Source organism: Mediterranea sp. ET5 (genome assembly GCF_023337025.1).
Lineage (GTDB): Bacteria > Bacteroidota > Bacteroidia > Bacteroidales > Bacteroidaceae > Phocaeicola_A.
The window spans coordinates 1-25,566 of the sequence record NZ_JAMBLN010000007.1 but is presented as its reverse complement, the minus strand read 5'-3'; the positions used below and the strand labels follow the sequence as shown (position 1 = coordinate 25,566).

Here is a 25,566-nt window from a genome sequence, read left to right as displayed (position 1 = left end):
TCTTTATGCAGTAAGTGCCCTTCCGATACGTTTACTGGTAAAAACCAAGTCTCTATGTCTGTGGAGTAAAATGATTCAGAGAGTGTCGTGTCTCTTTGTCACTGATACTTGAGTAAACTTAAACAAAAGAATATGGAAAGAATGTTGTTGAAAAGCATGCTGCTGCTCGCAGCCTTCTGCTGGATGGTTCCGCTGATGGCACAAGATTACGCCCGTCAGTGGAAAGAAGTGGAAGCCATGCAGAAAGCAGAGTTGCCCGTATCCGTCATCCGGCTTGCGGACGAAATCTATCGCCGTGCCGAGCGCGACGGCAATTTCCCCCACATGGTTAAAGCCTTCCTCACGGCAGCACAGGAACGCCGTGCCATCAGTCCCGACAGTGCCTGTACGGACGTGCGTCGGCTGACGGAATGGATTGCTGCCGAGAAAGACCCTGCCCACCGTGCCGTGCTGAACATGGTGCTGGGCAATGCCTACCATGAACTCGGGATGCAGAAGAGGGCGGACAGCCGTCAGGTGACGGAAGCCTTGTCGGACGACCCTGCCAAGTGGAGCCGCACCGACTTCCTGCGTGCCCGGTTGACTGCCTACACCGAGGCACTGACGGACATGCCGTTGCTGATGCGCACGACGACCGGCGACTATGCCTTGCTGGTGGAGAAAGGGGAGGAGAGTGCCTTCTTCGGGCACGACCTGCTGTCCTTGATGGTTCGGGAGATGCAGGACCGGTGTACGGATGCCGACGGCGTCGCTTTCATCCTTCAGACCTACAGCCGTGCCGTTGACTGCTACCGGACGTCCGGTAATCGGGAAGCGCTCGGATTGATGGAACTGTGGCAGGCGGAAGCCTTGTCCGATCTGGGTAGTGGCGGCAATAGTCCGCTTTGGAAACAACGGGAGACGTTTATTGCTACGCTGAAACAGGCACTCAATACCTACCGCGACACCTCTCTTCCACCTTACATCTACCAGATGTGGGTGGAGTATGAGCAGGAAGACTCCGTCCGCTACAGCCTGTGCCGGGAAGCCCTGGAACGGTACCCCCGTTACAAGTTTGCCGATTTCTTCCGCGAACGGCTGGACGGCATGACCTCCCCCGTGCTGCATCTGAATTTGGAGGACGCGCCGTTGAAGGGACGACCTTGGAGCTTAAGGGTTCTCCATCGTTCGGTGTCGGAGATGCGTCTGACTGTGAGAGACCGCCTCACCGGTAAGGTAGTGGAACGCCGGACGGTGCGGCTGACTCACCCACTGCCGTATGAAGCGGAAGATACCCTGCTGACCCTGCAACCCCTGCCTCACCCGTCGCAGTACGTGGTGGAGGCACAGGCAGGCAAGTCGGTTGAGAAGCTGAAGTTCAACCATTGCTACCTGCGTCCCGTGGTACTCCACCTGCCTGATGGTAGTCGTCAGGTCGTGGTGCTCGACAACCTGACGGGACATCCCGTGGAAGGTGCCGAGGTGGAATGGCTGAAGCGCGACATCAGTGGACGCAAGGAGGTCTATCACTCTCTGGGCAAAGCTACGACCGGACGTGATGGCGAAGTCCTCATCAAGAGCGAGGTCAAGGACCTGTATGTGAGCGCCTACAAGTCGGACGCAGGACGTACCGATACGCTGAGCGTGCGCAATTGGGACTGGCTGCGTTTCGATGAGGATGCCACAGAGACTACCCTCTATACCTATATGTATACGGACCGAGCCGTTTATCGTCCCGGACAAACCATCCAGCTTAGTGGACTGGCATTTACGGATAAGGACAGACGTCAGCATGTGGCGATCAATCAGGAAGTGGGGTTGGAAGTGCGCGACACGAACGGTCAGATGCTGGCGAGGCTGAATGTGCGTACCAACGATATGGGTTCCTTCAGTACCCGAGTAACCTTGCCGGAGAACTGCATGCCGGGACAGGTCACTATCGAATGCGACAATGACGGAGGAAGGACGACCTGCCGAGTAGAAGAATACAAGCGTCCGGTGTTTGAAGTTGCGCTTCGTCCGTTGACGGAAGCCTATGTCGTGAATGACAGTGTGACCCTGACCGGCACGGCAATGAACTACAACGGAACCCCTGTGGCAGGAGGCAAAGTGACCTATAAGGTAATCCGTGAAAGGTTCTGGACACGTGATGGCATGTTTGACGAGCAGGTGCTGACTACCGGAGAAACCACAGTTGGTGACGACGGATTGTTCCATATCCCCTTCCGCTTGCAGTGCGAAGCAGACCCGATGAGCTACGACAACTTTACTTTCCGGGTAGAAGCCTCGGTGACCAGCCTTGCCGGAGAGACTCAGGAGGCTGAATGGGCAGGAAATGCCGGAAAGGAGTCGTTGAAGCTCTTCTTCAAGAACGAATATGTGCAGGTGAAGGAACACCTCGATTCGCTCTTCGTCCGTGTGACCAACAGCAATGGAGTACTCATGAACGTGACCGGCGAATGGACGGTAGCTCCGTATCGCTACAAGGAAGGTGGAGAGAGGGAGGCAGGCGAACCCGTCTATCGCGGACAGTTTGAGGCGAACCGTCCCTTCGAGCCGGAAATCTTCAAACAGTTGCCTTCCGGTGAGTATGAGTTGCTCTTCACGGCTGCCGATGCCCGGGGGCGTCGTTCGGAGGAGAAAGCCTCTCTGACGCTCTTCAGCTTGGACGACCGACACATCCCGACGAAAGACGTCTTGTGGGTTTATCAGGACCAGAGTGAGTTGAAGCCCGAAGGCACAGTCACCATCCAGGTGGGCACGGCTGCCAAGGACGCCTGCATCTTCTACGATGTCTTTGCCGGTAACCGTCGGTTGGAGAAGAAGCGGTTCCTGCTCACGGACTCCGTGTTGACCTTCCGCTACGCGAACAAGCCCGAATATGCTGAAGGGGCTCTCATCCAATTTATGGCGTTGAAGGACGGTGTCGTTTATCAGCAAAGCAAGAAGTTGACACCCCCGGCTCCGAAACAGGAGCTGCAACTCCGTTGGGAAACCTTCCGTGACCGTCTCCGTCCGGGTGATACCGAGGAATGGCGGTTGAAAATCACTCTTCCCGATGGGACTCCTGCCGATGCCGAGCTGCTTGCTACCCTCTATGACCACTCGCTCGACCAGTATGGACGCTTGGAATGGTTGCTTCGTCTGCCTTCCCACCTGCGCTATCCTTTCGTGCAGTGGAGAGCACCAGAAACCTTCTTGCCTTCTGCCTATTTCAGCTTTGCAAACAACAAGCGGTACCGCAACCTCTTCTGGTCCTTCGACCGCTGGACGGAACTGATGGCTTTCCGCGAACAGTGGAGGGGATTTGCCGGACGGCAATACATGACCAAGGCAGTAGCTTCGGTGGCGGGCAGTGTTGTGGTGGAGAATGCTGCGTTGATGGAACCCGCCGTGGCGGACATGCAGGAGGTGGTGATGACAGATGTTGTTCCACTTTCACTGCTGGAGGAATCAGGTACGAATACGGGTGCAACGTCCGAGACTCCGCGCTCCAACTTTGCCGAGACCGCATTCTTCTATCCGCACATCCGCACCGACAAGAACGGCGTGGCAACCCTTGCCTTCACCTTGCCCGAGAGCCTGACGACCTGGCGTTTCCTTGCCCAGGCGCATACGAAGGACATGCGGTACGGTCAGTTGGAAGACGAGGTCGTGGCGAGCAAGGAGTTCATGCTCCAGGCACAGCTGCCGCGCTTCATCCGTGTGGGCGATGAGGCGACCCTCTCGGCAACCATCCAGAACCGTTCGGCACGGATGGTCAAGGGCGTGGTGCGCATGGAGCTGTTTGACCCGCAGACCGAGAAAGTCCATGACTCCCAAAAGCTGACGTTCGAGGTGGGTGCCGGCAAGCAAACCGTCGCCTCCTTCCGTGTGACACCGACGGAAACGACCCTCCTTGCCTGCCGGTTCGTGGCAGAGGGAGATGCTTTCTCTGACGGCGAGCAACGCTACCTGCCCGTGTTGAGCAACAAGGAGTGGATTACCGAGAGCAAGACCATCTCCGTGAACGGAGCAGGACGTCATGAAATCAGCCTGAAAGACCTGTTCAACCGCAACAGCCGCACGGCTACGGAACGCCGGCTGACAGTGGAATATACCAATCACCCGGCTTGGCTTGCCGTGATGGCTCTGCCGTCGATGGCCCAACCCGACGCAGACGATGCCATCTCGCTGGCTTCCGCCTACTATGCCCTGACGCTGGGCAGTCACGTGGCAAATGCCCATCCGCGCATCCGCGAAGTGGCAGCTGCCTGGGTGGCACAAGGAGGAACCGGAGAGACCTTGTGGAGCCAGTTGCAGAAAGACCGTGAGCTGAAGAACATCCTGCTCGAAGAGACTCCGTGGCTCTCGGAAGCTGCCAATGAAGCCGAGCAACGCCGCCGCCTCTCCACCCTCTTCGACCTGAATACGTTGGGAGCACGCACATCGGACTATGTGAAGAAGCTGTCTGCCCTCCAGCGTGCTGACGGCGCCTGGTCCTGGTATCCCGGAATGCCGGGCAGCCGGTATGTGACGACTCAGGTTGTGGAGACGCTGCTCCGTCTGCGTCAGCTGGCAGGAGAAGAGGCGACCGGTGACGTGCAGACGAACATCCGCTCGGGCATGCACTACCTGACGGAAGACATGGTGGAGGAATACAAGCGGATGCGTGAGGCGGAAGAAAAGCACGGGGGAGACCTGATGCCTTCCGAACCGATGCTGCACTATCTCTACCTGCAGACGCTCTACGGTGGCAGTCTGACCGACGAGGAACAGACGGCGTGGAACTATTTCATGGGGAAACTGGAGCGGATGTCGTCAGCCCTGACCATCTTCGGGAAGGCGGCTTCGGCTTATGTGCTGACGAAGAACGGCAAGCAGGATGCCGGACAGACCTTCTTGCAATCGTGCCTGGAATACTCCGTGCAGACTTCCGAACTGGGACGTTACTATGACACGAACATTGCCCGGTACAGTTGGGCGGACTATCGCATCTCGACTCAGGTCATGGTCATCGAGGTATGCCGTGAGATGGGTGTGGCGGACAGTACCGTACAGGAGTTCCAGCACTGGCTGCTGAAACAGAAACAGGTGCAGGCATGGGATACGCCGATGAACAGTGTGAATGCGGTCTATGCCTTGTTGGACGGACGGGACGAATGGCTGGATGCCGCTGAGCCTGCTGTACTGACGCTCGACAAACAGCGTCTGGCAGACAAGGAGCCGTCATCGGCTTTGGGTTATGTGAAGCAGACCGTTCCGCTCGGCGATAAGGCGAAAACTCCGAAGACACTGGTTGTGGAACAGAAAGCCGACCATCTGTCGTGGGGTGCTGTCTATGCCCAATACCTGGAACAGCTTGACCGGGTCAGCGCTGCCGCCACGGGGCTGAGCATTGAACGCCATCTGCTCGTGCGTCGCCGGAACGGTGACCGGGAAGAGTGGCAGGAAGTGAAGTCCGGAGATGTCCTGAACGTAGGCGACCGGGTACTCTCCCGTCTGCTGGTCACGGCTGACCGCGACCTGGACTTCATACAGATAGAAGACAAGCAGGCTGCCTGCATGGAACCGGGTGTGGTGCTTTCCGGCTATCGCTGGGACAACGGCATGGGTTACTACCGGGTGGTGAAGGATGCTTCCGTCCGCTATTTTGCCGATACCTTCCGTAAGGGCGTGCATACGTTTGACATGGAATATACGCTGACGGCTCCGGGTACTTACAGCCTGGGCATCGCGACCATCCAGTCGGCCTATGCGCCGGAGCTGAATGCCCATTCCGCAGCCGGAACGATACAGGTGAAGTAGCCGTCATGTTACGGCTGAATACGGGTGTGTCCCGTGAGACGCGTCGGATGGATGCGTTTCACGGGACACACTGTTTGGTGGGGTACGTCAGGAGTTCTGTAGTTCGGTAATCAATGCCGAGATGTTGGCAGTGAAGAGGCGGGCGGCAATGGCAATCAGGATGATGCCAAAGAACTTACGCATGATGTAAATACCGCCCTTGCCCAGGAAACGTTCGATGCGGTCGGTCATCTTCAGGACGAAGTAGACCCACACCATGTTGAGCACAAGGGCAATGAGGATGTTGATGGTGGCATATTCGGCACGCAGGGTCACTAGCGTGGTGAAGGTACCTGCACCGGCAAGCAACGGGAAGACAAGGGGTACGAGGGTCGCTTCTTGAATGGGACCCTGATTCTTGAAAATCTCAATGTCGAGAATCATTTCCAGTGCCATCAGGAAGATGATGAGCGCACCGGCAATGGCAAACGAAGCAATGTCCACCTGGAAAATCTTCAGGACGGCATCACCGCCGAAGAAGAATAGAATCAGCAAGGCAAATGAGATGAGCGTAGCCTTCGGCGCATTGACTGGGCGACCTTTCTGTTTCAGGTTCAAAATGATAGGTATGGCACCGATGATGTCGATCACGGCGAATAGCACAATGAATGCGCTCACTAATTGCTGAAAGTTGAATTCTGCAAACATATCTTCCTCCTTTTTTTCTGCAAATATATCTATTTTTTATGCACCGCTCTTCATTTTAATAAAAGAAAAAAAACATAAAACATCGGGCAAAATGGTCTGCTGTAAAGGTTTCGTCCTTATATTTGTATAATTTAGCAAGTAATGATATAAACACGAAGAACGATGGAGATGACAATGTATGACACTTTGCTACAGCTCCCTTTGTTTCAGGGACTCGCAAAGAATGACTTCACCAGCATACTCGATAAAGTAAAGATACATTTTCTGAAACGCAAAGCCGGAGATACTGTAGCGCTTGGAGGAGAGGACTGCCGTGAGTTGGTTTTCCTGCTGAATGGCAGCCTGGTATCGAAGACTTCCGACAGGGATGAGCTCTATACGTTCTACGAGGCAATCAATGCTCCTTTTCTGATAGAACCCTATTCGCTTTTCGGGTGGTCTACCAAGTATGTGTCGACTTATACGGCACTGACGGCTTGCAACCTGGTCACCATCGAAAAGGCCTACCTGCTCTCCGAGTTGAACAACTATGAAATCATCCGTCTGAACTACCTGAACATCCTGAGCAACCGCGCCCAGAACCTGCACGACCGTCTGTGGACCAATCTGCCCGAGAGTCTGCATGACCGCATCGTGGAGTTCATCCTGCTGCACAGCTACGTGCCGGGTGGAGAGAAACGGCTGAAGATCAAGATGGACGACCTGGCGAAGCTCTTGTCAAGCACACGCATCCGGGTGTCGAAGGCACTCAATGAGATGCAGGACAAGCACTGGCTGACCCTGCATCGGGGAGAAATCCGCATCCCCGACATTTCCTTGCTGAAGGAACATCGCGACATGCGACTGAGTGAATGAACCGAAAGTATCAACCGATTAAAATCCCAACATGATATGACAGAACCTATTTCTTCATCCAATCCCTTTTTGGAACCTTACCATACGCCCCATCATACCCATCCGTTTGACCGTATCCGTACGGAGCATTACGAGCCCGCTTTCCGGGAGGGTATGGAACGGCAGAACCGGGAGGTGGCAGCCATCATCGGGAATCCCGAGGCACCGACCTTCCGCAATACCATCGTGGCACTGGAGCGTTCCGGTGAACTGCTGGACCGTGTCTGCCAGGTGTTCTTCAACCTGATGGAGGCGGAGAGCAACGACGACATGCAACAGCTGGCGCAGGAGATTTCGCCGGTCTTGGCGGAGCACAGCAACAATATCAGCCTGAACAAGCAACTGTTTGCCCGTGTGAAGACCGTCTATGAACAGGAGGCGGACACCCTGAAGGGGGAGGACCGCGAACTGTTGCAGAAGACCTATGACAGCTTCGTGCGCAGCGGTGCCAACCTGGAAGGAGAGGCAAAAGAGGAATACCGTCGGCTGAGCATGGAGCTGAGCCGGCTCACGGTGCAGTTTGCCCAGAATACGTTGAAGGAGATGAGCAATTTCCGCCTGGTGGTGACCGATGAGGCACAGTTGGCAGGACTGCCCGAGTCTGCGGTGGAAGCGGCTGCACAGACGGCACGTGAGAAAGGTCTTGCAGGGTGGGTCTTCACGTTGCAGGCCCCGAGCTATCGTCCGTTCATGACCTATTGCGCCGACCGGGAACTGCGCCGGCAGATGTACATGGCCTACATGACCCAATGTACGCACGGCGATGCGTATGACAACCGGGGCATCGTCCCTGCCATCGTCAATACGCGCATGAAGCTGGCACAGCTGCTGGGCTATGAGACCTATGCCGACTATGTCCTGAAGAAACGCATGGCAGAGAACAGTGCCAATGTCTACAAGTTGCTCAACGAGCTGATCGAGGCATACCGTCCCACGGCGGAAGCGGAATGTGCAGAGATCCGTGCGCTCGCCGAACGGATGGAAGGCAAGGACTTCGAAGTCATGCCCTGGGACTGGGGTTACTATTCGGAGAAGCTGAAGAATGAGAAGTACAGCATCGACCAGGAGTTGCTTCGTCCCTATTTCGAGCTGGACAATGTCATCGCCGGGGTATTCGGGCTTGCCACACGGCTCTACGGCATCACCTTCCGTGAGAACAAGGACATCCCGGTGTTCCATCCGGACGTGAAGGCGTACGAGGTCTATGACAACGACGGCAGCTACCTGGCTGTGCTCTATGCGGACTTCCATCCGCGTGAAAGCAAGCAGTCGGGAGCCTGGATGACCTCGTTCAAGGACCAGTGGATGGAGGACGACGGCACGAACAGCCGTCCGCATATCTCCATCACGACGAACTTTACCAAGCCTACCCCCAACAAGCCTGCCCTGCTGACGCTGGAGGAGGTGGAGACCTTCCTCCACGAGTTCGGACACGCCCTGCACGGGATGTTTGCCAACACACGCTATGCCTCGATGAGCGGGACGAGCGTCTACCGCGATTTTGTGGAACTCCCGTCCCAGATTATGGAGAACTTCGCCATCGAAAAGGAATTCCTGCACACCTTTGCCCGGCATTACCAGACGGGCGAACTGCTGCCCGACGAATACGTGGAACGCATCATCCGGGCATCGAACTTCAACGTGGCTTATGCCTGCCTGCGTCAGGTGAGCTTCGGGCTGCTCGACATGGCATGGTACACCCGTCACGAGGACTTTGACGGCGATGTGCGTGCCTACGAACAGGAGGCCTGGGCAAAGGCACAGCTGCTCCCGGTCGTACCCGATACCTGCATGAGCGTGCAGTTCTCTCACATCATGGATGGTGGCTATTCGGCAGGCTATTACAGCTACAAGTGGGCGGAGGTGCTCGATGCCGATGCCTTTTCGGTGTTCAAGCAGAAAGGCATTTTCAACCGCGAGGTGGCTGCGTCCTTCCGCGAACAGATTCTGTCGAAGGGAGGGACGGAACATCCGATGGTGCTCTACCGACGCTTCCGAGGACAGGAACCGACCATTGAGGCCCTCCTGCGCCGGAATGGCATTATTACAGGTGACAAGTGAGCAACCAATCTTTCCCCGTCAACACTAAAAAACAAGAACCGATGAAACATTGGACAACCCTTTTCAGACTTTCGCTGGTGTGCCTGCTGTTACCGTTGCTGGCAGGCTGCAACGACGAAGACGACATCTCGGGCATCTTTGTCGAACGCACCTGGTATGTGACCGAACTGTATAACGCCGACGGGCGGACCTCCAGCCTGGACGAGGCACAACACCAGCAGTTGGGCAATCGCCGCGATGCTTACCGCATCTCTTTCACGCCGGAGACATTCAATGCCCAGGCAGGAAGTACTACCCTCACCGGAACATGGACGGTCGACGGTTCCAACCAGACCATCCGCTTCCATTTCGACAGACCGGTGACAGGCGAGGACGCCATCAGCCGGATTATGATAAAATATTTGGAAGAAGCTGTACGTTATGAAGGAAGTTATATCTATCTTCGCATCTATACGGAAGCAGGGACTTCCATCCTCTTCAGCCCGGACAAATAGAAAGGGAGTGAAACAAAAAGAATGAACAGTATGACATACGACGAAACCAAGCAATACGAACTGGACCGGCGCTACATCCGCATGGCAGCCATCTGGGCGGAGAACTCCTATTGCAAGCGCAGGCAGGTGGGTGCCTTGATTGTGAAGGACAAGATGATTATCTCCGACGGCTACAACGGGACACCGTCGGGATTTGAGAACATCTGCGAGGACGAGAACAATGTGACGAAGCCCTACGTGCTCCATGCCGAGGCGAATGCCATCACCAAGATAGCCCGTTCGAACAACAGCAGCGACGGTGCCACGCTCTACGTCACGGCTTCGCCCTGCATCGAGTGTGCCAAGCTCATCATTCAGGCGGGGATACGCCGTGTGGTCTACTCGGAGAAGTATCGCCTGGAGGACGGCATCGAGCTGTTGCGGAAGGCAGGTATCGAAGTGGTATATGTGAATCCTAAAGAATAATATAGAATGTATGAGTGACAACAACAAGACCTCTCGTTTCATCCCTGTCATCATTGCCGTCAGCATTGTCGTCGGCATCCTGATAGGAACCTTCTATGCCAACCATTTCTCGGGAAACCGGTTGAGCATCATCAATACGTCATCCAATAAGCTGAACGACCTGCTGCGCATCATCGACGACAAGTATGTCGACTCGGTGAGCATGGGAGACCTCGTGGAGAAAGCCATGCCGCAAATTCTGGCAGAGCTGGACCCGCACTCCATGTATATCTCCGCCAAGGATGTGGAGGCGAGCAATGCCGACCTGAAGGGACACTTCAGCGGCATCGGCGTGTCGTTCACCATCCAAAAGGATACCATCTGCATCAACAGCGTCATTCAGGGCGGACCCTCCGAGAAGGTGGGACTGATGCCGGGCGACCGCATCATTGCCGTCGACGACTCGGCGTTCGTGGGTAAGGTGGTGACCAACGAGAATGCCATGAAGAAGCTGAAGGGCGAAAAGGGCAGCGTGGTGAAGCTGGGCATTTACCGTCCCGGTGTGAAAGAGACGCTCGACTTCACCGTGGTGCGTGGCGATATCCCCGTGAAGAGTGTGGATACCTACTACATGCTGACCGACAAGATAGGCTACATCAAAATCAACAAGTTTGCCGAGACGACCTATGCTGAGGTGATGATTGGCATTGCTACCCTCCAGCAGCAGGGCAGCGAAGGACTGGTCATCGACCTGCGTGGTAACACCGGAGGTTACCTGGGCTCGGCGGTCAACATCATCAACGAGTTCCTTCCGCGCAACAGCCTCATTGTCTATACCGAGGGACGCAAGTCGCCGCGTGAGGAGTTCCGTTCCGACGGACGGGGCACCAATCAGAAGACGCCCATCGTCCTGCTGACCGATGAGATTTCGGCTTCCGCAAGTGAGATTTTCTCCGGAGCCATCCAGGACAATGACCGCGGACTGATTATCGGACGCCGTACCTTCGGCAAGGGACTGGTGCAGCAACCGATTGACTTCCGCGACGGTTCGTCGATGCGGCTGACCGTGGCACGCTATTACACTCCCTCGGGACGTTGCATCCAGAAACCCTATGTGCGTGGCGAAGGGGCGGAGTATGAATACGACATCGTCAACCGTTTCAATCACGGGGAGTTCTTCTCGGAGGACAGCATCAAGCAGAACACCGAGGAGGTCTACCACACTTTCCTGGGACGCACGGTCTATGGTGGCGGAGGCATCATGCCCGACATCTTTGTGCCGCAAGACACCACAGGATACACCTCTTACTACATGACGTGCGTGAACCGTGGCGTGTACATCGAGTTCGGTTTCCAATACACCGACAAGAACCGTCAGAAGCTGGAAGAGTTCAAGGACCAGGCTTCGCTCGTGGCCTACCTGAAACGTCAGAACCTCGTGGACAAGTTCGCACGCTTCGCCGAGACACGGGGCATCAAGCGCCGCAACCTGATGATACGCAAGTCCTACCCGTTGCTGGAGAAGCTGGTCATCGGCAGTGTGGTCAACTATGCACTCGACTTTGGCGACTACGTGCAATATATCAATGAGAGCGACCCCACGGTGGCAAAGGCTGTCGAAGTGTTGGAGAAGGGGGAATCGTTCCCGAAAGCTCCGCAAACTGAAGAGAAATCCGAATGAATGAAGAGAAGAAAGCCATGCGCAGGCACATTGCGCAGTTGAAACGTTCGATGGCTGTCGCCGATGCCGCGGCAGCCTCCGAACGGCTGTTTGCCATGCTGGAGCACTCGCCCCGTTTTCGGGAAGCACACACGGTGCTGTGCTACTATTCCATGCCCGATGAAGTCGGGACTCATGACTTTGTGGAACGTTGGCGCACGAAGAAGTGCATCCTGCTTCCGGTGGTGAAGGGAGACGAACTGGAACTTCGCCGATACACGGGACCACAGGACCTGCAACCGGGCGAACGTTACCACATCGGTGAGCCGACGGGTGAGCCGTTCACTGACTATGCGTCGATTGACCTGACGCTTGTCCCCGGTGTGGCGTTTGATGCCGAAGGCAACCGGCTCGGACGGGGCAAGGGATACTATGACCGTCTGCTGCCGAAGCTCAACTCCTATAATATAGGTATAGCCTTCGACCTGCAACTGGTCCCCCGTGTTCCCTGCGAACCGTTTGACCGTCCGCTGGATGCCGTGCTGACGGACAAGGGATGGGCGAAATAGCCCGTTCCTGTTTTATGACTTCAGTAGATAACGATATTTGTGATAACCTGGGCCCCCACGTGGTGGTTCAGGTTTTTCAGTATCCGGTCGCGTCCCATCGAGAGCTCCTGGCGGAGGACCGGCGAAGTGATGTGCACGTAGAGCGTCTGGTTCTTGATGTGCAGGCCGTCGGTGTAGGAAGAGATGCCCGGACCCAGGACCTCCTTCCACGCCTGGATGAGCCGGTACTCGTTGAGTGGAGACTCCAGTCCTTCCCGGCGCATGAACTGCCGGATGAGCAGTCCGATTTGTTCCGCATCGTTGCGTTTCATACCTTGCCGCCCTCCTCGATGCGGTCGCTCACGGCACCCTTGTCGACGGTGAACAGGCGGTAGTTCTGTTCCGTCTTCCGCAATATCTTGTCCAGGTGGTCCCGGTTGGTGTCTGTGATGAAAATCTGTCCGAAGCTGTCGCCTGCCACGAGTTTCACAATCTGTTCCACCCGCGAAGCATCCAGCTTGTCGAAAATGTCGTCCAGCAGCAGGATGGGTTGCGTACGGCTGCCCGTCCGCTTCAGGAAGTTGAACTGTGCCAGCTTCAGGGCGATGAGGTACGTCTTGTTCTGTCCCTGTGACCCCTCGCGCTTGATGGGGAAGTCGCCCAACTCCATCTCCAGCTCATCCTTGTGGATGCCGTGGAGCGAATATCCCATGATGCGGTCCTTCGGTCGGCTCTCCCGGATGACGTCAATGAGGGCACCCCGTTGGGCATGCGAGCGGTAGGTCAGTCCCACCCGTTCGCGGTCCTGCGAGATGTAGGAGTAGAACGACTGGAAAATGGGGATGAATTCGCGGATGAACTCCTCCCGTTTGCGATAGACCGTCGTGCCCGTCTCCGCCATCATCTCTTCCCACACCGCCATCAGTTCCCCGTCAGGTTCCTCCTCCTGCTTCAGCAGGGTGTTCCGCTGTTGCAACGCCTTGTTGTAGCGCATTAGCGCCTCCAGATATTCGCGGTCATACTGCGAGATGACCACATCCATGAAGCGGCGCCGTTCCTCACTGCCCCCTGCGATCAGTTCCGCGTCAGCCGGTGACACCATGATGAGCGGGATGAAGCCGATGTGCTCCGCCAGCCGTCCGTATTCCTTCTTGTTGCGTTTGAACTGCTTCTTCTGCCGGCGTTTCAGTCCGCAGTAGATTTCTTCCGGTGTCCCGTCCTCCAGCTCATAGAAGCCCTGGATGACGAAAAACTCCTCGTCGTGCCGGATGTTCTGCGAGTCCACCGGGTTGGAGGCGCTCTTGCAGAAGGACAGGTAATAGACCGCATCGAGCAGGTTCGTCTTTCCCATGCCGTTCTGCCCGATGAAACAGTTGATTTTCGGCGAGAAGTCCAGCTCCACTTCCGCCAGGTTCTTATAGTTGAGTATCGAAATTCGTTTCAGTATCATGCCGCAAAGTTACGTCTTAAATGTCGATTCGGAAAGAGCCGGAACCCTCTTTCTTTGCGGAAAACGGAGACGGTCCGGCGGCGTCCCCTCTTGTCAGAAAGACACGGATTTAAGTTAATTGCTTGACAGAATCGCGGAATATGCCTTTTCCGGCTAACTCACACTTTTGCGAAAATCGGAAAAGCAGGTTTTTTTAAGAATAGATATGCGACAGAATTTGCATAAAGATTCCATTTCTGACCCGAAATGAATAATTATACCCTTCAAACACTATTGTTTGAGCCGTCAAACACTTGTGTTTGCCACGTGAAACAATATTGTTTGGCGGGTGAAACAATATTGTTTCGTCCGTCGAGTACAAATGTTTCCGTTACGGAACGTTGTAGTTTGCTTACGATAACACTTGTTGTGCTTTGTTTGCTTCTGGTTTGAACGGACGGACGTCTTTTCCGGATGTGTGATTTTGCACGGAAGATGTGCGTTCCCGCTTTCCATTCTTTTTATCCGACGTTTGACCGGCGGACGGATGGAAGGCGCTTCGTCCGTAGTTGTGGCACGGTGAATTTTGCAAACCGCCTGAAACGGCAAAAAAATCCACCGACTCCTGTCCCGGCTGCGAAAAGGGCCTTTGTGGAGCGATTCGTTTGACAAAGTGACAAGCTGACGATTTGTCAAACCGTCCGTTCGTCCCCCGGTTCACCCCTCAACGGATTACTAATCCTAAAAAAGATGCGTTGAAATTTTCTTTATATACGGAAATAAACTACTTTTGCCCTCCGAAAATACGGTAAATAAGTAAATATTAAAAGTTTCTATAAATATGGCAGAACAAAAACACACTCCCAATGCAATGGATGTGGAAGAGGCACTGAGCTCTTCGGAAGCATACATTATTAAGAATAAGAAGACAATCATCGGCATCGTTGTCGCAGTGGTAGTCATCGTAGGTGGCTGGTTGCTTTACAACCACTTCGTTGCCATGCCGAAAGAGCAGAAAGCTTCGACCATGCTGGCGAAAGGACAGGAATATTTCGCAATGAGTCAGTATGAGCTGGCACTCAATGGCGATTCGCTGAGCTACAAGGGCTTTGCAAAGATTGCTGAAGAGGAGAGTGGAACGGCTGCCGGAAACCTCGCCAACGCATACGCAGGTCTCTGCCTGGCTCAGACCGGGAAATACGAAGAGGCTATCCCTTACCTGGAGAAGTTCAGTGGAGACGACCAGATGGTGGCTCCTGCCGTGAAGGGTGCGTTGGGCAACTGCTATGCCAACAAGGGTGACCTGGAGAAAGCCGTCGCCCTCCTGGTCGATGCTGCCAACAGCAGCGACAGCCAGTCGCTGAGTCCCATCTTCCTGCTTCAGGCAGGTGAGCTGTATGAGAAGCTGGGCAAGAACGACGAGGCCTTGAAGCTCTACCAGACCATCAAGGAGAAATATTTCAACTCATACAACGGAGCGAATATCGACAAGTACATCGAGCGCGTTTCGAAATAATCCGGGGCAGGTCCTCCGGGAAGTCCGGAACACGTTTCGTCACGGACGCGGCAAATAACCTTTTACATACACAAAACTTGTTGAACGACGGATGATGCGGATAAGGACGGGAACGGACCGTCAGTCTATCCGTGTCATCCGTTTTCCTTGTTTGGCGGACGCCCCGTCCGTCTGTCAGCTGAATACCTTCATAAACCAACAAAAACCAAATAGAGACTATGGCAACAAAGTATCACAACCTTTCAGAGTATAATGTAGACACGGTGCCCGATGCGGGTGCCATGCGTTTTGGCATTGTCGTTTCCGAATGGAATGACAACATCACCGGTGCGCTGCTGGACGGTGCGCTGAAGACGTTGAAGAAGCATGGTGCGAAAGACGAGAACATCTGCGTCATGACTGTTCCCGGCAGTTTTGAGCTGACGTTCGGTTCGGCACAGATGATCAAGAGCGGCAAGGTGGATGCCGTTATTGCCCTGGGCTGTGTGGTCCGCGGTGACACCCCTCACTTTGATTACGTTTGTGCTGGAGCCACGCAAGGCATTACCCAACTCAACGCAACCGGCGATGTACCTGTGATTTACGGCCTGATAACCACCAACAACATGGAGCAGGCAGAAGACCGTTCCGGCGGCAAACTGGGCAATAAAGGCGACGAATGTGCAATTACTGCAATAAAAATGGTCGATTTTGTTTGCAGATTAAAAAAATAGTCGTACCTTTGCATCGCAATTGAGAGATAAAGCCTCTCAGTGATGCAAAACGGGCAAATACCAGAGTGGCCAAATGGGGCAGACTGTAAATCTGCTGGCTTACGCCTTCGGTGGTTCGAATCCATCTTTGCCCACTGAATTTGCGGAAGTAGCTCAGTCGATAGAGCATTAGCCTTCCAAGCTGAGGGTCGCGGGTTTGAGTCCCGTCTTCCGCTCTTACGAAGAGGAATTCCATATTGGAGTTCCTCTTTTTGCTGTTATGGCGGCGGTGGTCTCTCTGAGGGGACTCAGTTAGGGCATCAGACAATCCTATTTTAGAAGAAAGCAAAAGGTTACAGACTTTGAGTAAATTTGCAAACAGATTTGAGTAAAATTCTCATCACAATTGAGTAAAATCTTCATTAGAATTGAGCATGGACTATATTCGTAAACAATATCAGGGCTGTGCTGACGGTATCGATGATTTCCCCTCCTGACATCTTCTCGTTGTTCGAATCCCCTTCCGTCTTACTACGGAACGGATAATTTGATAAAATCCAAACCACTTTTATATCCATTTATAATTTATTCGCTATATTTGCCCTACAGAGGAGAACCCGTCAACCTTCGCTTGCGAAAGTTGGCTCATGTTACTTATAAACTAGGAAGAATATGGCAGACTTGACAATTCTAATTGCAGTAATCGCGCTTTCGGTATGGCCGATCGTGTGCTTCTTCTATTTCAGAAGAAAGCACAAGGAGATTGCCGACCGGCTGGCTGAAAGAGACTTGGACGACATCAGTACGCAGGACCTTGTGGTAACCGTCCTCCAAGCCATTGGCTGCCAACCGCAACTGAATGAGGAAAAACATATCTGTTTTAAATACCAGGGGGATGACTTCTACATCGCTACGCAGGAAGACAGCCGCTTCATCGTCATCTGGAATCCCTGGTGGGGCACCAGTGAACTGACCAACAAGGCATTGCCCTACCTGAAGGAAATTGTCAACCTGGTCAATGTAGATTCCATCGTGACAACCGTCTATACGACTGACGAGGAACAGAAGAACCTGGGATTCCACTCCAAGTGCCACATCCTCTTCACGCCGAAAGAAGCTCCGCTCGACGAATACCTGAAAGCGGTGCTCGACCAGTTCTTTGCCACGCATGATGTCATTAAGGACAATTTCAAGCAGCTCAATGCTGCCCCGACAGAGACTGAGAAGGAGAAACGGGTGCGCGTGAAAGGTTTTGCTTCCTACAAGGACAGCGGAAGCACCGTGCCACTCGACAATGTGGAGGCATAATGCCTCGTTGTGATGTCAAACACCCTGACGCAAGAAAGAGAGACTTGCGCCTTTTTTGCTGTTTGTGATGGAAGAAAAAACTGAATTCGACGATATATTCCGCTTATACTATACCCGGCTTTTTATCTATGCTTTCCAGATGATCGGTACCAAGGAGGAGTGCCGGGACATTGTCAACAGTGCGTATGAACATGTCTGGATGAACTTTCAGCTGATGGACCGTTCGACGGTGCGCTCCTTCCTGTATTCGTTCGTGAGGAGCCGTTGCCTGGATTACCTGCGCCACCTTGATGTGCACAACCAGTATGTGGAGTATTGCAAGTCGTGCGACGAAGGTTATGAGCCGGAACCGGCACTCATGGATATGGACTATCGGATTGTGATTATCCGGGAACTGATGTCAAACCTCAAGCCTTCGACCCGTCAGATTCTGGAAGCCTGCTACATTGACAAAAAGAAATACAGGGAGGTGGCGGAAGAGATGAACATGAGCACCAGTGCCGTGAAGAAGAATCTGACGAAGGCACTGAACTTACTTCGTGAAAAAATTGCAAAAAAACAATAAAGCCGTACCCGATTGACCGGGCTGATACGTTATATATATAGGATATTCCCTGAAACCTTGTCAACTGTTATTGTATGGATACGAAAGATAGACCTGTCACAGACGAAGAACTGTTGGACCTCCTGGAGGGGATGTCCGAGCGGGACGGAGAGCTGTGGCAGCAAGTGAAAGAGAAAGGATTGACCGACGACTGTCTCCACCTGAGACTGCTCGCCGCTGCTTCACGCATCGGGCAGGAAGAGCCGGATGTGGAGGCACTGTTGGCTGCCTTCCATGCCGGGCAGTCCCGCAAGCGGCGTCTGCGACTGAGACGCTGGGGACTGTCCCTGGTCGGAGTGGCGGCGGCTGTGCTGCTTCTGTTCCTGTGGATGTTGCCCGGCGGAAACGGGGCAGGGACCGGCAAGGAACCGTTGCTGGTGTTTGCCTCCGACTCGGCAGCCTTGCGCTGTCCGGTGTTGCAGACAGAGAAGGCGCCGGGTGTACAGGCTTCGGCGGATGACGGGGCAGACCGTCCGGCAGTGTGGGTCGCCAAGGGACCTCATGAGCTGGATTATCACACTCCCGCCAACCTGTCAGCCTATGCCAAGGACCTGCCCGAACGCCACAGCCTGACTGTCCCTCGTGGTCAGACCTTCAAGCTCATCTTGTCCGACGGGACGGAAGTCTATCTGAATGCCGACAGCCGCCTGGTGTATCCCAGTCGGTTCACGGGGAAGGAGCGGAGTGTATTCCTGGACGGGGAAGCCTACTTCCGTGTGGCAAAAGATGCCGGACACCCCTTCATCGTGCGTACGCAGACCTTGCAGACCCGGGTGCTGGGGACGGAATTCAATGTCTCCGGTTATGAAGGTTCTGACACGGAAGTGACGCTGGTGGAAGGCAGTGTGGAGGTGAGTGACGCCGACCGTCAACGGACGGTACGCATCAAGCCCGGCGAACAGGCAAGCCTGCAGACTGACGGCGGCTTTGCCGTGCAGAAGGTCGATGTGTCACAATACATACACTGGCGGGAAGGTTATTTCTATTACGACAATGTCACCCTGCTGGACATCATGAAGGAGCTGGGACGCTGGTACAACGTGTCCGTGGTCTTCTGCAATGCCGAAGCCATGGAGAGCCGCCTGCACTTTGTGGCAGACCGCCGGCAGGATTTGCAGCATGCCCTCACGCTGCTCAACCGCATGAACAAGTTCACCATCACTCAGAAGGCGGACGGACGCGTGTACGTGGAGTAGGGGGGATGCGATGGATGTTGAACTTAACTTAGTTAGATAGAAGAATATGTTATTGACGACAACGCCTTCGGTAGAGGGCAAACACATCACGGCTTACTATGGCGTGGTGTCGGGAGAGACAATTATCGGTGCCAATTTCCTTCGCGACTTCATGGCGAGTGTCCGCGATTTCCTTGGCGGACGTTCCAAAGCGTATGAAGAAGTGCTTCGCGAAGCCAAACAGACTGCCCTGCGGGAGATGGAGGAGGAAGCCCAGCGTCTGGGTGCCAACGCCGTCGTTGGCATTGACATCGATTACGAGACGGTGGGACAGTCCGGCAGCATGCTGATGGTGACTTGCAGCGGCACGGCTGTCCGTCTGGAAGACTGAACGAACAGAGTATCCGGTGGACGGACCGGTCGGGGAAATGCAGGCTTCGTGTGCGAAGTCTTCTCCCCGGCAGGTTCGTCCACCGGCTTTTTTTTTTCCTTTGATGAGTACGAAATCTTAAAGAAATGTTTGCGTAGGTAAATAAAAGTGCGCAAGTTTGAGAGAAAGAGTTTCAACCGTGTGTGTGGATAAGGAGAAGAGAAAAGACGCATCAGAGCGCGTGACCCTTCACTTGTCAGAACCCCAAAATCTTTTTGCTTCGTCCTCCTGTGGGACGGGTACCCGGGTCGGCTGACCCCTTGTGTACCCATGCTGTGTGTGCATCTCCGTTGCCGCAAGGTGGCGGGGAAGGGAATGACTTTTTCCATTCCCGTGCAGATAAATCTATTCAATCGGAAGGTGTGTTGGATGTGTATACACCTGATAACCTTAACAACAAGAACTTTATGAAACGAATCTTAGCACTGTTCTGTGCGTATTTATTGATCGGTGTTCACCTGGCAATTGCCCAAACCTTGCAGGTGACAGGTACGGTGATATCCGGCGAAGACGGTCAGCCTATTATCGGTGCCTCGGTTGTGGTCGAGGGAACGAAGACGGGCGTAACAACGAATGTGGAAGGTAAGTTTACCTTGCGTGTCGACAAGAGTGCGAAACTGAAAATCAGCTACATCGGCATGCAGACCCAAGTGCTGAAAGCGCAAGCAACCATGAAGATTACCCTCTATCCCGATGCCATGCTGATTGATGAGGTGGTGGTGACGGGTATGCAGAAAATGGATAAGCGTATGTTTACCGGTGCCACGGCAAAGGTGGATGCCGACAAGGTGAAACTCGACGGTATGGCGGACATCAGCCGCTCGCTGGAAGGACGCATTGCCGGTGTGTCGGTGCAGAATGTGTCGGGAACCTTCGGTACGGCTCCGAAAATCCGTGTCCGGGGTGCTACCTCCATCTATGGCAGCTCCAAGCCTCTGTGGGTGGTCGACGGTGTCATCATTGAAGATGCAGTCGATGTGGGTGCCGACGACCTTTCGTCGGGTGATGCCGAGACGCTGATCAGCTCTGCCATTGCGGGACTGAATGCCGACGACATCGAGAGCTTCCAGATCCTGAAGGAGACGGTTCCGCCACCTCCATCTACGGCGCACGCGCCATGGCGGGTGTGATTGTCGTCACCACGAAGAAGGGACGTGCCGGACACAGCAGCATCAACTACACCGGTGAATTCACCATGCGCATGAAGCCCAGCTACAACGAGTTCAACATCATGAATTCACAGGACCAGATGGGCGTGTATGACGAAATGGAGAAGAAGGGCTGGCTCAATGCCGCCGACCTCCACCGCGCCTCTGACAGCGGTGTCTATGGCTACATGTACAAGCTCATGAATACGTATGATCCGGCTACCGGACAGTATGCCCTGCCCAATACGCCCGATGCCATCAACGCCTACAAGAAGGCCGCCGAGATGCGCAACACGGACTGGTTTGACCTGCTGTTCTCCAACGCTGTTTCACAGAACCACTCCGTGAGCATCTCCACGGGTACGGAGAAGGCATCGTTCTATGCCTCCCTGAGTGCGTTGACAGACCCGGGATGGTACAAACAGAGCGAGGTGAAACGTTACACCGCCAACCTGAACACTACCTATAACATCAGCGAGAAACTTTCCGTGGGCTTGATTGCCAATGCCTCTTACCGTAAGCAGAAGGCTCCGGGCACCCTGAGTGCCACGGTCGATGCCGCCAGCGGAGAGGTGACACGTGACTTTGACCTGAACCCCTACTCCTATGCACTCAACTCCTCGCGAGCCTTGGACCCCCATACGTTCTACACCGCCAACTATGCTCCGTTCAACATCCTGCATGAGCTGGACCACAACAACATGGAGCTGAACATCGTCGACCTGCGTTTCCAGAGTGAGTTGAAGTACAAACCCATCCGCGGTCTGGAACTGTCGGCACTGGCAGCCATCAAATACCAGACCACCTCGCAGGAGCACAACATCCTCGACGATGCCAACCAGGCCATCGCCTACCGCACCGGCATGGACGACGCGACCATCCGCGATGCCAACGACCTGCTCTACAAAGACCCCGACGATCCCTATGCGCTGCCCATCAGTATCCTTCCCGACGGAGGTATCTACCAGCGTCGCGACTACAAGATGGCAGGTTGGGACTTCCGTGCCACCGCCAACTGGAACAAGGCATGGGGTGCCGATGAACGTCACCTGACCAACCTCTTTGCCGGTATGGAAGTGAACAGCCTGAAGCGCTCCAACTCCATGTTCCGCGGCTGGGGCATGCAGTACTCGCTGGGTGAGCTGCCCTCCTATGTGTACCAGTTCTTCAAGAAGGGCATTGAGGCGGACGACAAGTACTATTCGCTGAACCATACCATGGGACGTGCGGTGGCTGCCTTCATGAATGCCACTTACTCCTATGACGGACGCTATACCCTCAACGGTACGTTCCGTTACGAAGGTACCAACCGCATGGGTAGCAGCCGTTCGGCACGCTGGTTGCCGACCTGGAATATCTCGGCAGCCTGGAATGCCCATGAAGAGAAGTTCTTCAAGGACCTGTTCGAGCCGGTGCTGTCGCACTTCACGCTGAAAGCCTCTTACTCCCTGACAGCCGACCGCGGTCCTGCCAGTGTGACGAACTCCCACGCCATTTTCCTCGGCACGACGCCTTATCGTCCGTTTGCCAGCATTCAGGAGACGGGTCTTTATCTGGACGAACCCGAAAACAGCGAATTGACCTACGAGAAGAAGCACGAGCTGAACATCGGAGCCGAAATGGGCTTCCTCAACAACCGCATCAACTTTGCCATCGACTGGTATCGCCGTAACAACTACGACCTGATTGGTCTGATCAATACCAGCGGTATCGGTGGATTTGCCTATAAATATGCCAATGTCGCCTCCATGCGCAGCCACGGTGTGGAGTTCACCCTCTCGACCGTGAACATCCGGAACCGCTCCTTCTCATGGACTTCCGACCTGATTTTCTCGAATTCGAAAACAAAGGTGACCGACCTTCCGTCGCAGAACAAGATGATGGACTTCATCTCCGGTACAGGCTTCACCCGTCCGGGTTATCCCGTGCGCAGCCTTTTCTCCATTCCGTTTGTCGGACTGGATGAGAACGGTATCCCGCAGTTTGATATAGACGGCGAAGTGACCAGCACCGATATCAGCTTTCAGCAACGCGACAATCTGGACTTCCTGAAGTATGAAGGACCGACCGATCCGACCATTACCGGTAGTTTGGGCAACGTATTCACCTACAAAGGATTCAAACTGAATATCTTCCTGACATATGCCTTCGGCAATGCCGTGCGTCTAGACCCCAGATTCAGTGCCATCTATTCGGACCTGGATGCCATGCCGCGCGAGTTCAAGAACCGTTGGGAACTGTCAGGCGAAGAGCAGTCGACCAATGTTCCGGGCATTTTACCGTATCGGTTATATAACGACCAATATAAGTACTATTATGCCTACAATGCCTATAACTATTCGACAGAGCGTGTGGCAAAGGGTGACTTTATCCGTCTGAAAGAGATTTCCTTGGGTTATGACTTCCCCAAGAAGTGGATATCCTACCTCAAGATGCAGACCCTCTCGCTGAAGCTGCAAGCCACCAACCTGATGTTGCTTTATGCAGACAAGAAGTTGAACGGACAAGATCCCGAGTTCTTCAACACCGGTGGTGTGGCTTCTCCCGTACCTCGTCAGTTTACGTTGACCGTACGCCTGGGACTTTAATCTGACTACTCATCTATAAACTCACGATTATGAATAAAATACTATATTGGGCTTCATGCCTGGCTGTCTGTACGGCATGCAATGATTTTCTCGATGAGATGCCTGATAACCGTACCAGCCTCGATTCAGAAAAGAACATAGCCAGCCTGTTGGTGACCTCCTATCCCGACCAGACCAGTTGTCTGATTGGGGAGTTCCTCAGTGACAACATTGACGAGAACCGCCATTCGTTTACCTATTGGCATCGACTAGACCAGGAACTTTATTTGTTGCAGGACCCTACCGAAGAACGTCAGGACAGTCCTCACGGATTGTGGCAATCCTGCTATCAGGCTATTGCACAAGCGAACTATGCCTTGAAGGCTATTGAGGAGAAGGGGAATCCCGCTTCTCTGGATGCCAGTCGTGGTGAGGCGTTGCTCTGCCGTGCCTACAGCGCTTTCACGTTGGCGACAATCTTCTGCGAAGTGTATAATCATGAAACGGCTGAGAAGCAGTTGGGTATTCCTTACCCTACAGAACCAGAAACTACGGTTAATCCGAAGTATGAGCGTGGAACACTGGCGGAAGTTTACCGACGGATTGAGGCTGATTTGGAGACTGGTCTTCCTTTGATTAGTGACGATGCCTATAAAGTGCCTAAGTATCACTTTAACCGTCGTGCGGCGTATGCTTTTGCTGCCCGTTTCTATTTGTACTACATGCAACCGGATCTCTCGAATCTGAAGAAAACCATTGAGTATGCGACTCGGGTGTTAGGTCCGGAACCTTCTGCACTTTTGCGGAACTGGAAAGCTTTGGGTACACTCTCCCCCAATAGAGAGGTTCAGCCTGATGCTTATGTGAATGCTAATGAACCTGCAAATTTATTGTTGGTTAGTGCAGCTTCGAATGTGGGCGGTATTGTTGATGCTGGTTATACTTACTGTCAACGTTATTCTCACAACGATGTTACATCAATAGAAGATTGTCAGTCTGTAGGGACGTGGGGGGCTTATACTCGTTTTTATCAACAGCCGTTCCAGCCGGGTAGTGGTAGTCCTAAGCGCTCATTCCGTCGTGTGACACTTTATCGTAAAATGAGCGTCGATGGTAATTCTTATTGGCCTTACACCCTTGTTCCGCTATTTACGACTGACGAAACATTAATCACGCGTGCTGAGGCTTACGCTTTGCTCGGGCAATATAACGAGGCGGCTGCCGACATTTCTGTCTGGCAGAAGAATTTCACGACAAATAAGGTTGATGTAACCCCTGATGACATAGTGTCGTTCTATAGCCAGATTCCGTACTACGAACCAGGTAAACCGACCGTGAAGAAACACCTTTCACCTGACTTTATCCAGTTGGACGCCACCAAAGAGGCTTTCATCGACTGCGTATTGCACATTCGCCGTATTCTGACGTTGGGCGAGGGCGTACGTTGGCAGGACGTCCGTCGGTATGGCATTACTGTTCATCGTCGTTACGTGGAAGATGGCGTATTTGTAGAAGTGACCGATTCGATGCCGAAGGGTGATTTGCGTCGGGTCGTACAGATTCCCCGTTCGATTATTTTATCCGGTATGGAACCCAACCCGAGGGCTAAATGAATGTTGAATCCCATAAAACAATAGGAACAATGAAAAAGATATATACTGCACTTCTGTTTTCCGTTGCTTTGGGCTTCGGACTGAGCAGCTGCAACGAGGATAAGGTGGACTTTGACCACAGTATCTTCGAGAACAAAGAGGCACAGGCGAATGCTGAGGCTGCCAAGAATGATTTTGACCGTTGGTTGGATGTCAATTACCTGGCACCCTACAATGTATCGTTCAAATATCGTTTCGAAGATAATGAAAGCGATAAGAAATATAATCTAGCTCCTGCTGATTTTGACAAGTCGGTAGCTCTTGCCAAGATTGTGAAACATGTCTGGATGGAAGCTTACAATGAAGTAGCAGGTTCCGATTTTCTACGTACTTATATTCCCCGTACCATTCATCTGGTAGGTTCTCCGGCATATGATAAAGCAGGTACAATGGTGCTTGGAACGGCAGAAGGAGGCGTAAAAATTACGCTTTATAATGTGAATGATATCGATTTGAGTCGTATCAATATTGCGATGCTCAATGAATATTAT

The 25,566-nt window shown here is 53.6% G+C and carries 18 protein-coding genes, 2 tRNA genes and 1 pseudogene; 18 read left to right on the top strand and 3 right to left on the bottom strand.

Translation table 11 applies throughout. The features are described from left to right. Positions 1-132: 132 nt before the first annotated feature. Positions 133-5,766, top strand: a complete 5,634-nt coding sequence (locus tag M3087_RS05825; RefSeq protein ID WP_249094332.1) for an alpha-2-macroglobulin family protein — start codon at positions 133-135, stop codon at positions 5,764-5,766. Positions 5,767-5,853: 87 nt separating this feature from the next. Here M3087_RS05825 and M3087_RS05820 read toward each other — a convergent pair whose 3' ends face one another. Beyond that, positions 5,854-6,453 (bottom strand): MarC family protein, encoded by a 600-nt coding sequence (locus M3087_RS05820; RefSeq protein ID WP_022383343.1) that lies wholly within the window; start codon positions 6,451-6,453, stop codon positions 5,854-5,856. A gap of 162 nt (positions 6,454-6,615) precedes the next feature. Here M3087_RS05820 and M3087_RS05815 point away from each other — a divergent pair, with 162 nt between their 5' ends. Genes M3087_RS05815 through M3087_RS05790 form a run of 6 tightly spaced genes read left to right on the top strand, consistent with a single transcriptional unit; the run spans position 6,616 to position 12,575 of the window. After that, the gene (locus tag M3087_RS05815) at positions 6,616-7,308 is read left to right on the top strand and encodes a Crp/Fnr family transcriptional regulator (RefSeq protein WP_106484506.1); all 693 of its coding nucleotides are present in this window, start codon (positions 6,616-6,618) and stop codon (positions 7,306-7,308) included. A 36-nt stretch (positions 7,309-7,344) separates the two neighbouring features. Next, a complete protein-coding gene (locus M3087_RS05810; protein ID WP_249094331.1) occupies positions 7,345-9,408 on the top strand; it encodes a M3 family metallopeptidase in 2,064 nt (687 codons plus the stop codon). A 41-nt stretch (positions 9,409-9,449) separates the two neighbouring features. Continuing rightward, entirely contained in the window at positions 9,450-9,902 is a 453-nt protein-coding gene (locus M3087_RS05805) for a DUF4847 family protein (RefSeq protein WP_106484508.1), read from the top strand. Between the two features lie 30 nt (positions 9,903-9,932). After that, positions 9,933-10,367: a deoxycytidylate deaminase gene (locus M3087_RS05800; protein ID WP_022383347.1), complete on the top strand. Its 435-nt coding sequence runs from the start codon at positions 9,933-9,935 to the stop codon at positions 10,365-10,367. Between the two features lie 10 nt (positions 10,368-10,377). Further along, on the top strand, positions 10,378-12,027 hold the full coding sequence (locus M3087_RS05795) for a S41 family peptidase (protein ID WP_249094329.1): 1,650 nt from the start codon (positions 10,378-10,380) through the stop codon (positions 12,025-12,027). Further along, the gene (locus M3087_RS05790; RefSeq protein ID WP_262918898.1) at positions 12,024-12,575 is read left to right on the top strand and encodes a 5-formyltetrahydrofolate cyclo-ligase; all 552 of its coding nucleotides are present in this window, start codon (positions 12,024-12,026) and stop codon (positions 12,573-12,575) included. The genes M3087_RS05795 and M3087_RS05790 overlap by 4 nt, the downstream gene beginning before the upstream one ends. 20 nt (positions 12,576-12,595) lie before the next feature. Here the strand turns inward: M3087_RS05790 and M3087_RS05785 are convergent, their stop codons facing one another. Both M3087_RS05785 and recF read right to left on the bottom strand, forming a co-directional pair. Next, positions 12,596-12,886, bottom strand: coding sequence for a DUF721 domain-containing protein (locus tag M3087_RS05785; RefSeq protein WP_022383350.1), 291 nt, complete (start codon positions 12,884-12,886; stop codon positions 12,596-12,598). After that, positions 12,883-14,004 (bottom strand): DNA replication/repair protein RecF, encoded by a 1,122-nt coding sequence (gene recF / locus M3087_RS05780; RefSeq protein WP_022383351.1) that lies wholly within the window; start codon positions 14,002-14,004, stop codon positions 12,883-12,885. Before recF ends, M3087_RS05785 begins: the two co-directional genes overlap by 4 nt. A gap of 820 nt (positions 14,005-14,824) precedes the next feature. On the opposite strand from recF, the gene M3087_RS05775 reads away from it, so the two are divergent. The 11 genes and pseudogenes from M3087_RS05775 to M3087_RS05725 all read left to right on the top strand — a co-directional run. Continuing rightward, positions 14,825-15,499, top strand: coding sequence for a tetratricopeptide repeat protein (locus M3087_RS05775; RefSeq protein ID WP_022383352.1), 675 nt, complete (start codon positions 14,825-14,827; stop codon positions 15,497-15,499). A gap of 218 nt (positions 15,500-15,717) precedes the next feature. Then, entirely contained in the window at positions 15,718-16,212 is a 495-nt protein-coding gene (gene ribH, locus M3087_RS05770; protein ID WP_022383354.1) for a 6,7-dimethyl-8-ribityllumazine synthase, read from the top strand. A gap of 51 nt (positions 16,213-16,263) precedes the next feature. After that, positions 16,264-16,346: transfer RNA gene (locus M3087_RS05765), tRNA-Tyr, on the top strand. Positions 16,347-16,354: 8 nt separating this feature from the next. Then, positions 16,355-16,427 (top strand) — tRNA-Gly (locus tag M3087_RS05760). A gap of 436 nt (positions 16,428-16,863) precedes the next feature. After that, positions 16,864-17,499, top strand: a complete 636-nt coding sequence (locus M3087_RS05755) for a hypothetical protein (RefSeq protein ID WP_022383303.1) — start codon at positions 16,864-16,866, stop codon at positions 17,497-17,499. Positions 17,500-17,566: 67 nt separating this feature from the next. Then, complete coding sequence (locus tag M3087_RS05750; RefSeq protein WP_022383304.1) at positions 17,567-18,064, top strand: sigma-70 family RNA polymerase sigma factor; 498 nt, start codon at positions 17,567-17,569, stop codon at positions 18,062-18,064. Positions 18,065-18,138: 74 nt separating this feature from the next. Further along, positions 18,139-19,299, top strand: a complete 1,161-nt coding sequence (locus M3087_RS05745) for a FecR family protein (RefSeq protein WP_249094326.1) — start codon at positions 18,139-18,141, stop codon at positions 19,297-19,299. Between the two features lie 46 nt (positions 19,300-19,345). Further along, positions 19,346-19,669 (top strand): YbjQ family protein, encoded by a 324-nt coding sequence (locus M3087_RS05740; RefSeq protein WP_022383306.1) that lies wholly within the window; start codon positions 19,346-19,348, stop codon positions 19,667-19,669. Positions 19,670-20,115: 446 nt separating this feature from the next. Beyond that, positions 20,116-23,444 (top strand): annotated as a pseudogene (locus M3087_RS05735) (SusC/RagA family TonB-linked outer membrane protein). A gap of 29 nt (positions 23,445-23,473) precedes the next feature. Continuing rightward, positions 23,474-25,036 carry a RagB/SusD family nutrient uptake outer membrane protein gene (locus M3087_RS05730; protein WP_249094324.1) on the top strand — a complete coding sequence of 521 codons (1,563 nt, stop codon included), beginning with the start codon at positions 23,474-23,476 and terminating at the stop codon, positions 25,034-25,036. A 29-nt stretch (positions 25,037-25,065) separates the two neighbouring features. Continuing rightward, positions 25,066-25,566 (top strand): substrate import-associated zinc metallohydrolase lipoprotein (locus tag M3087_RS05725; protein ID WP_249094322.1); only part of this gene is annotated, 501 nt, incomplete at its 3' end.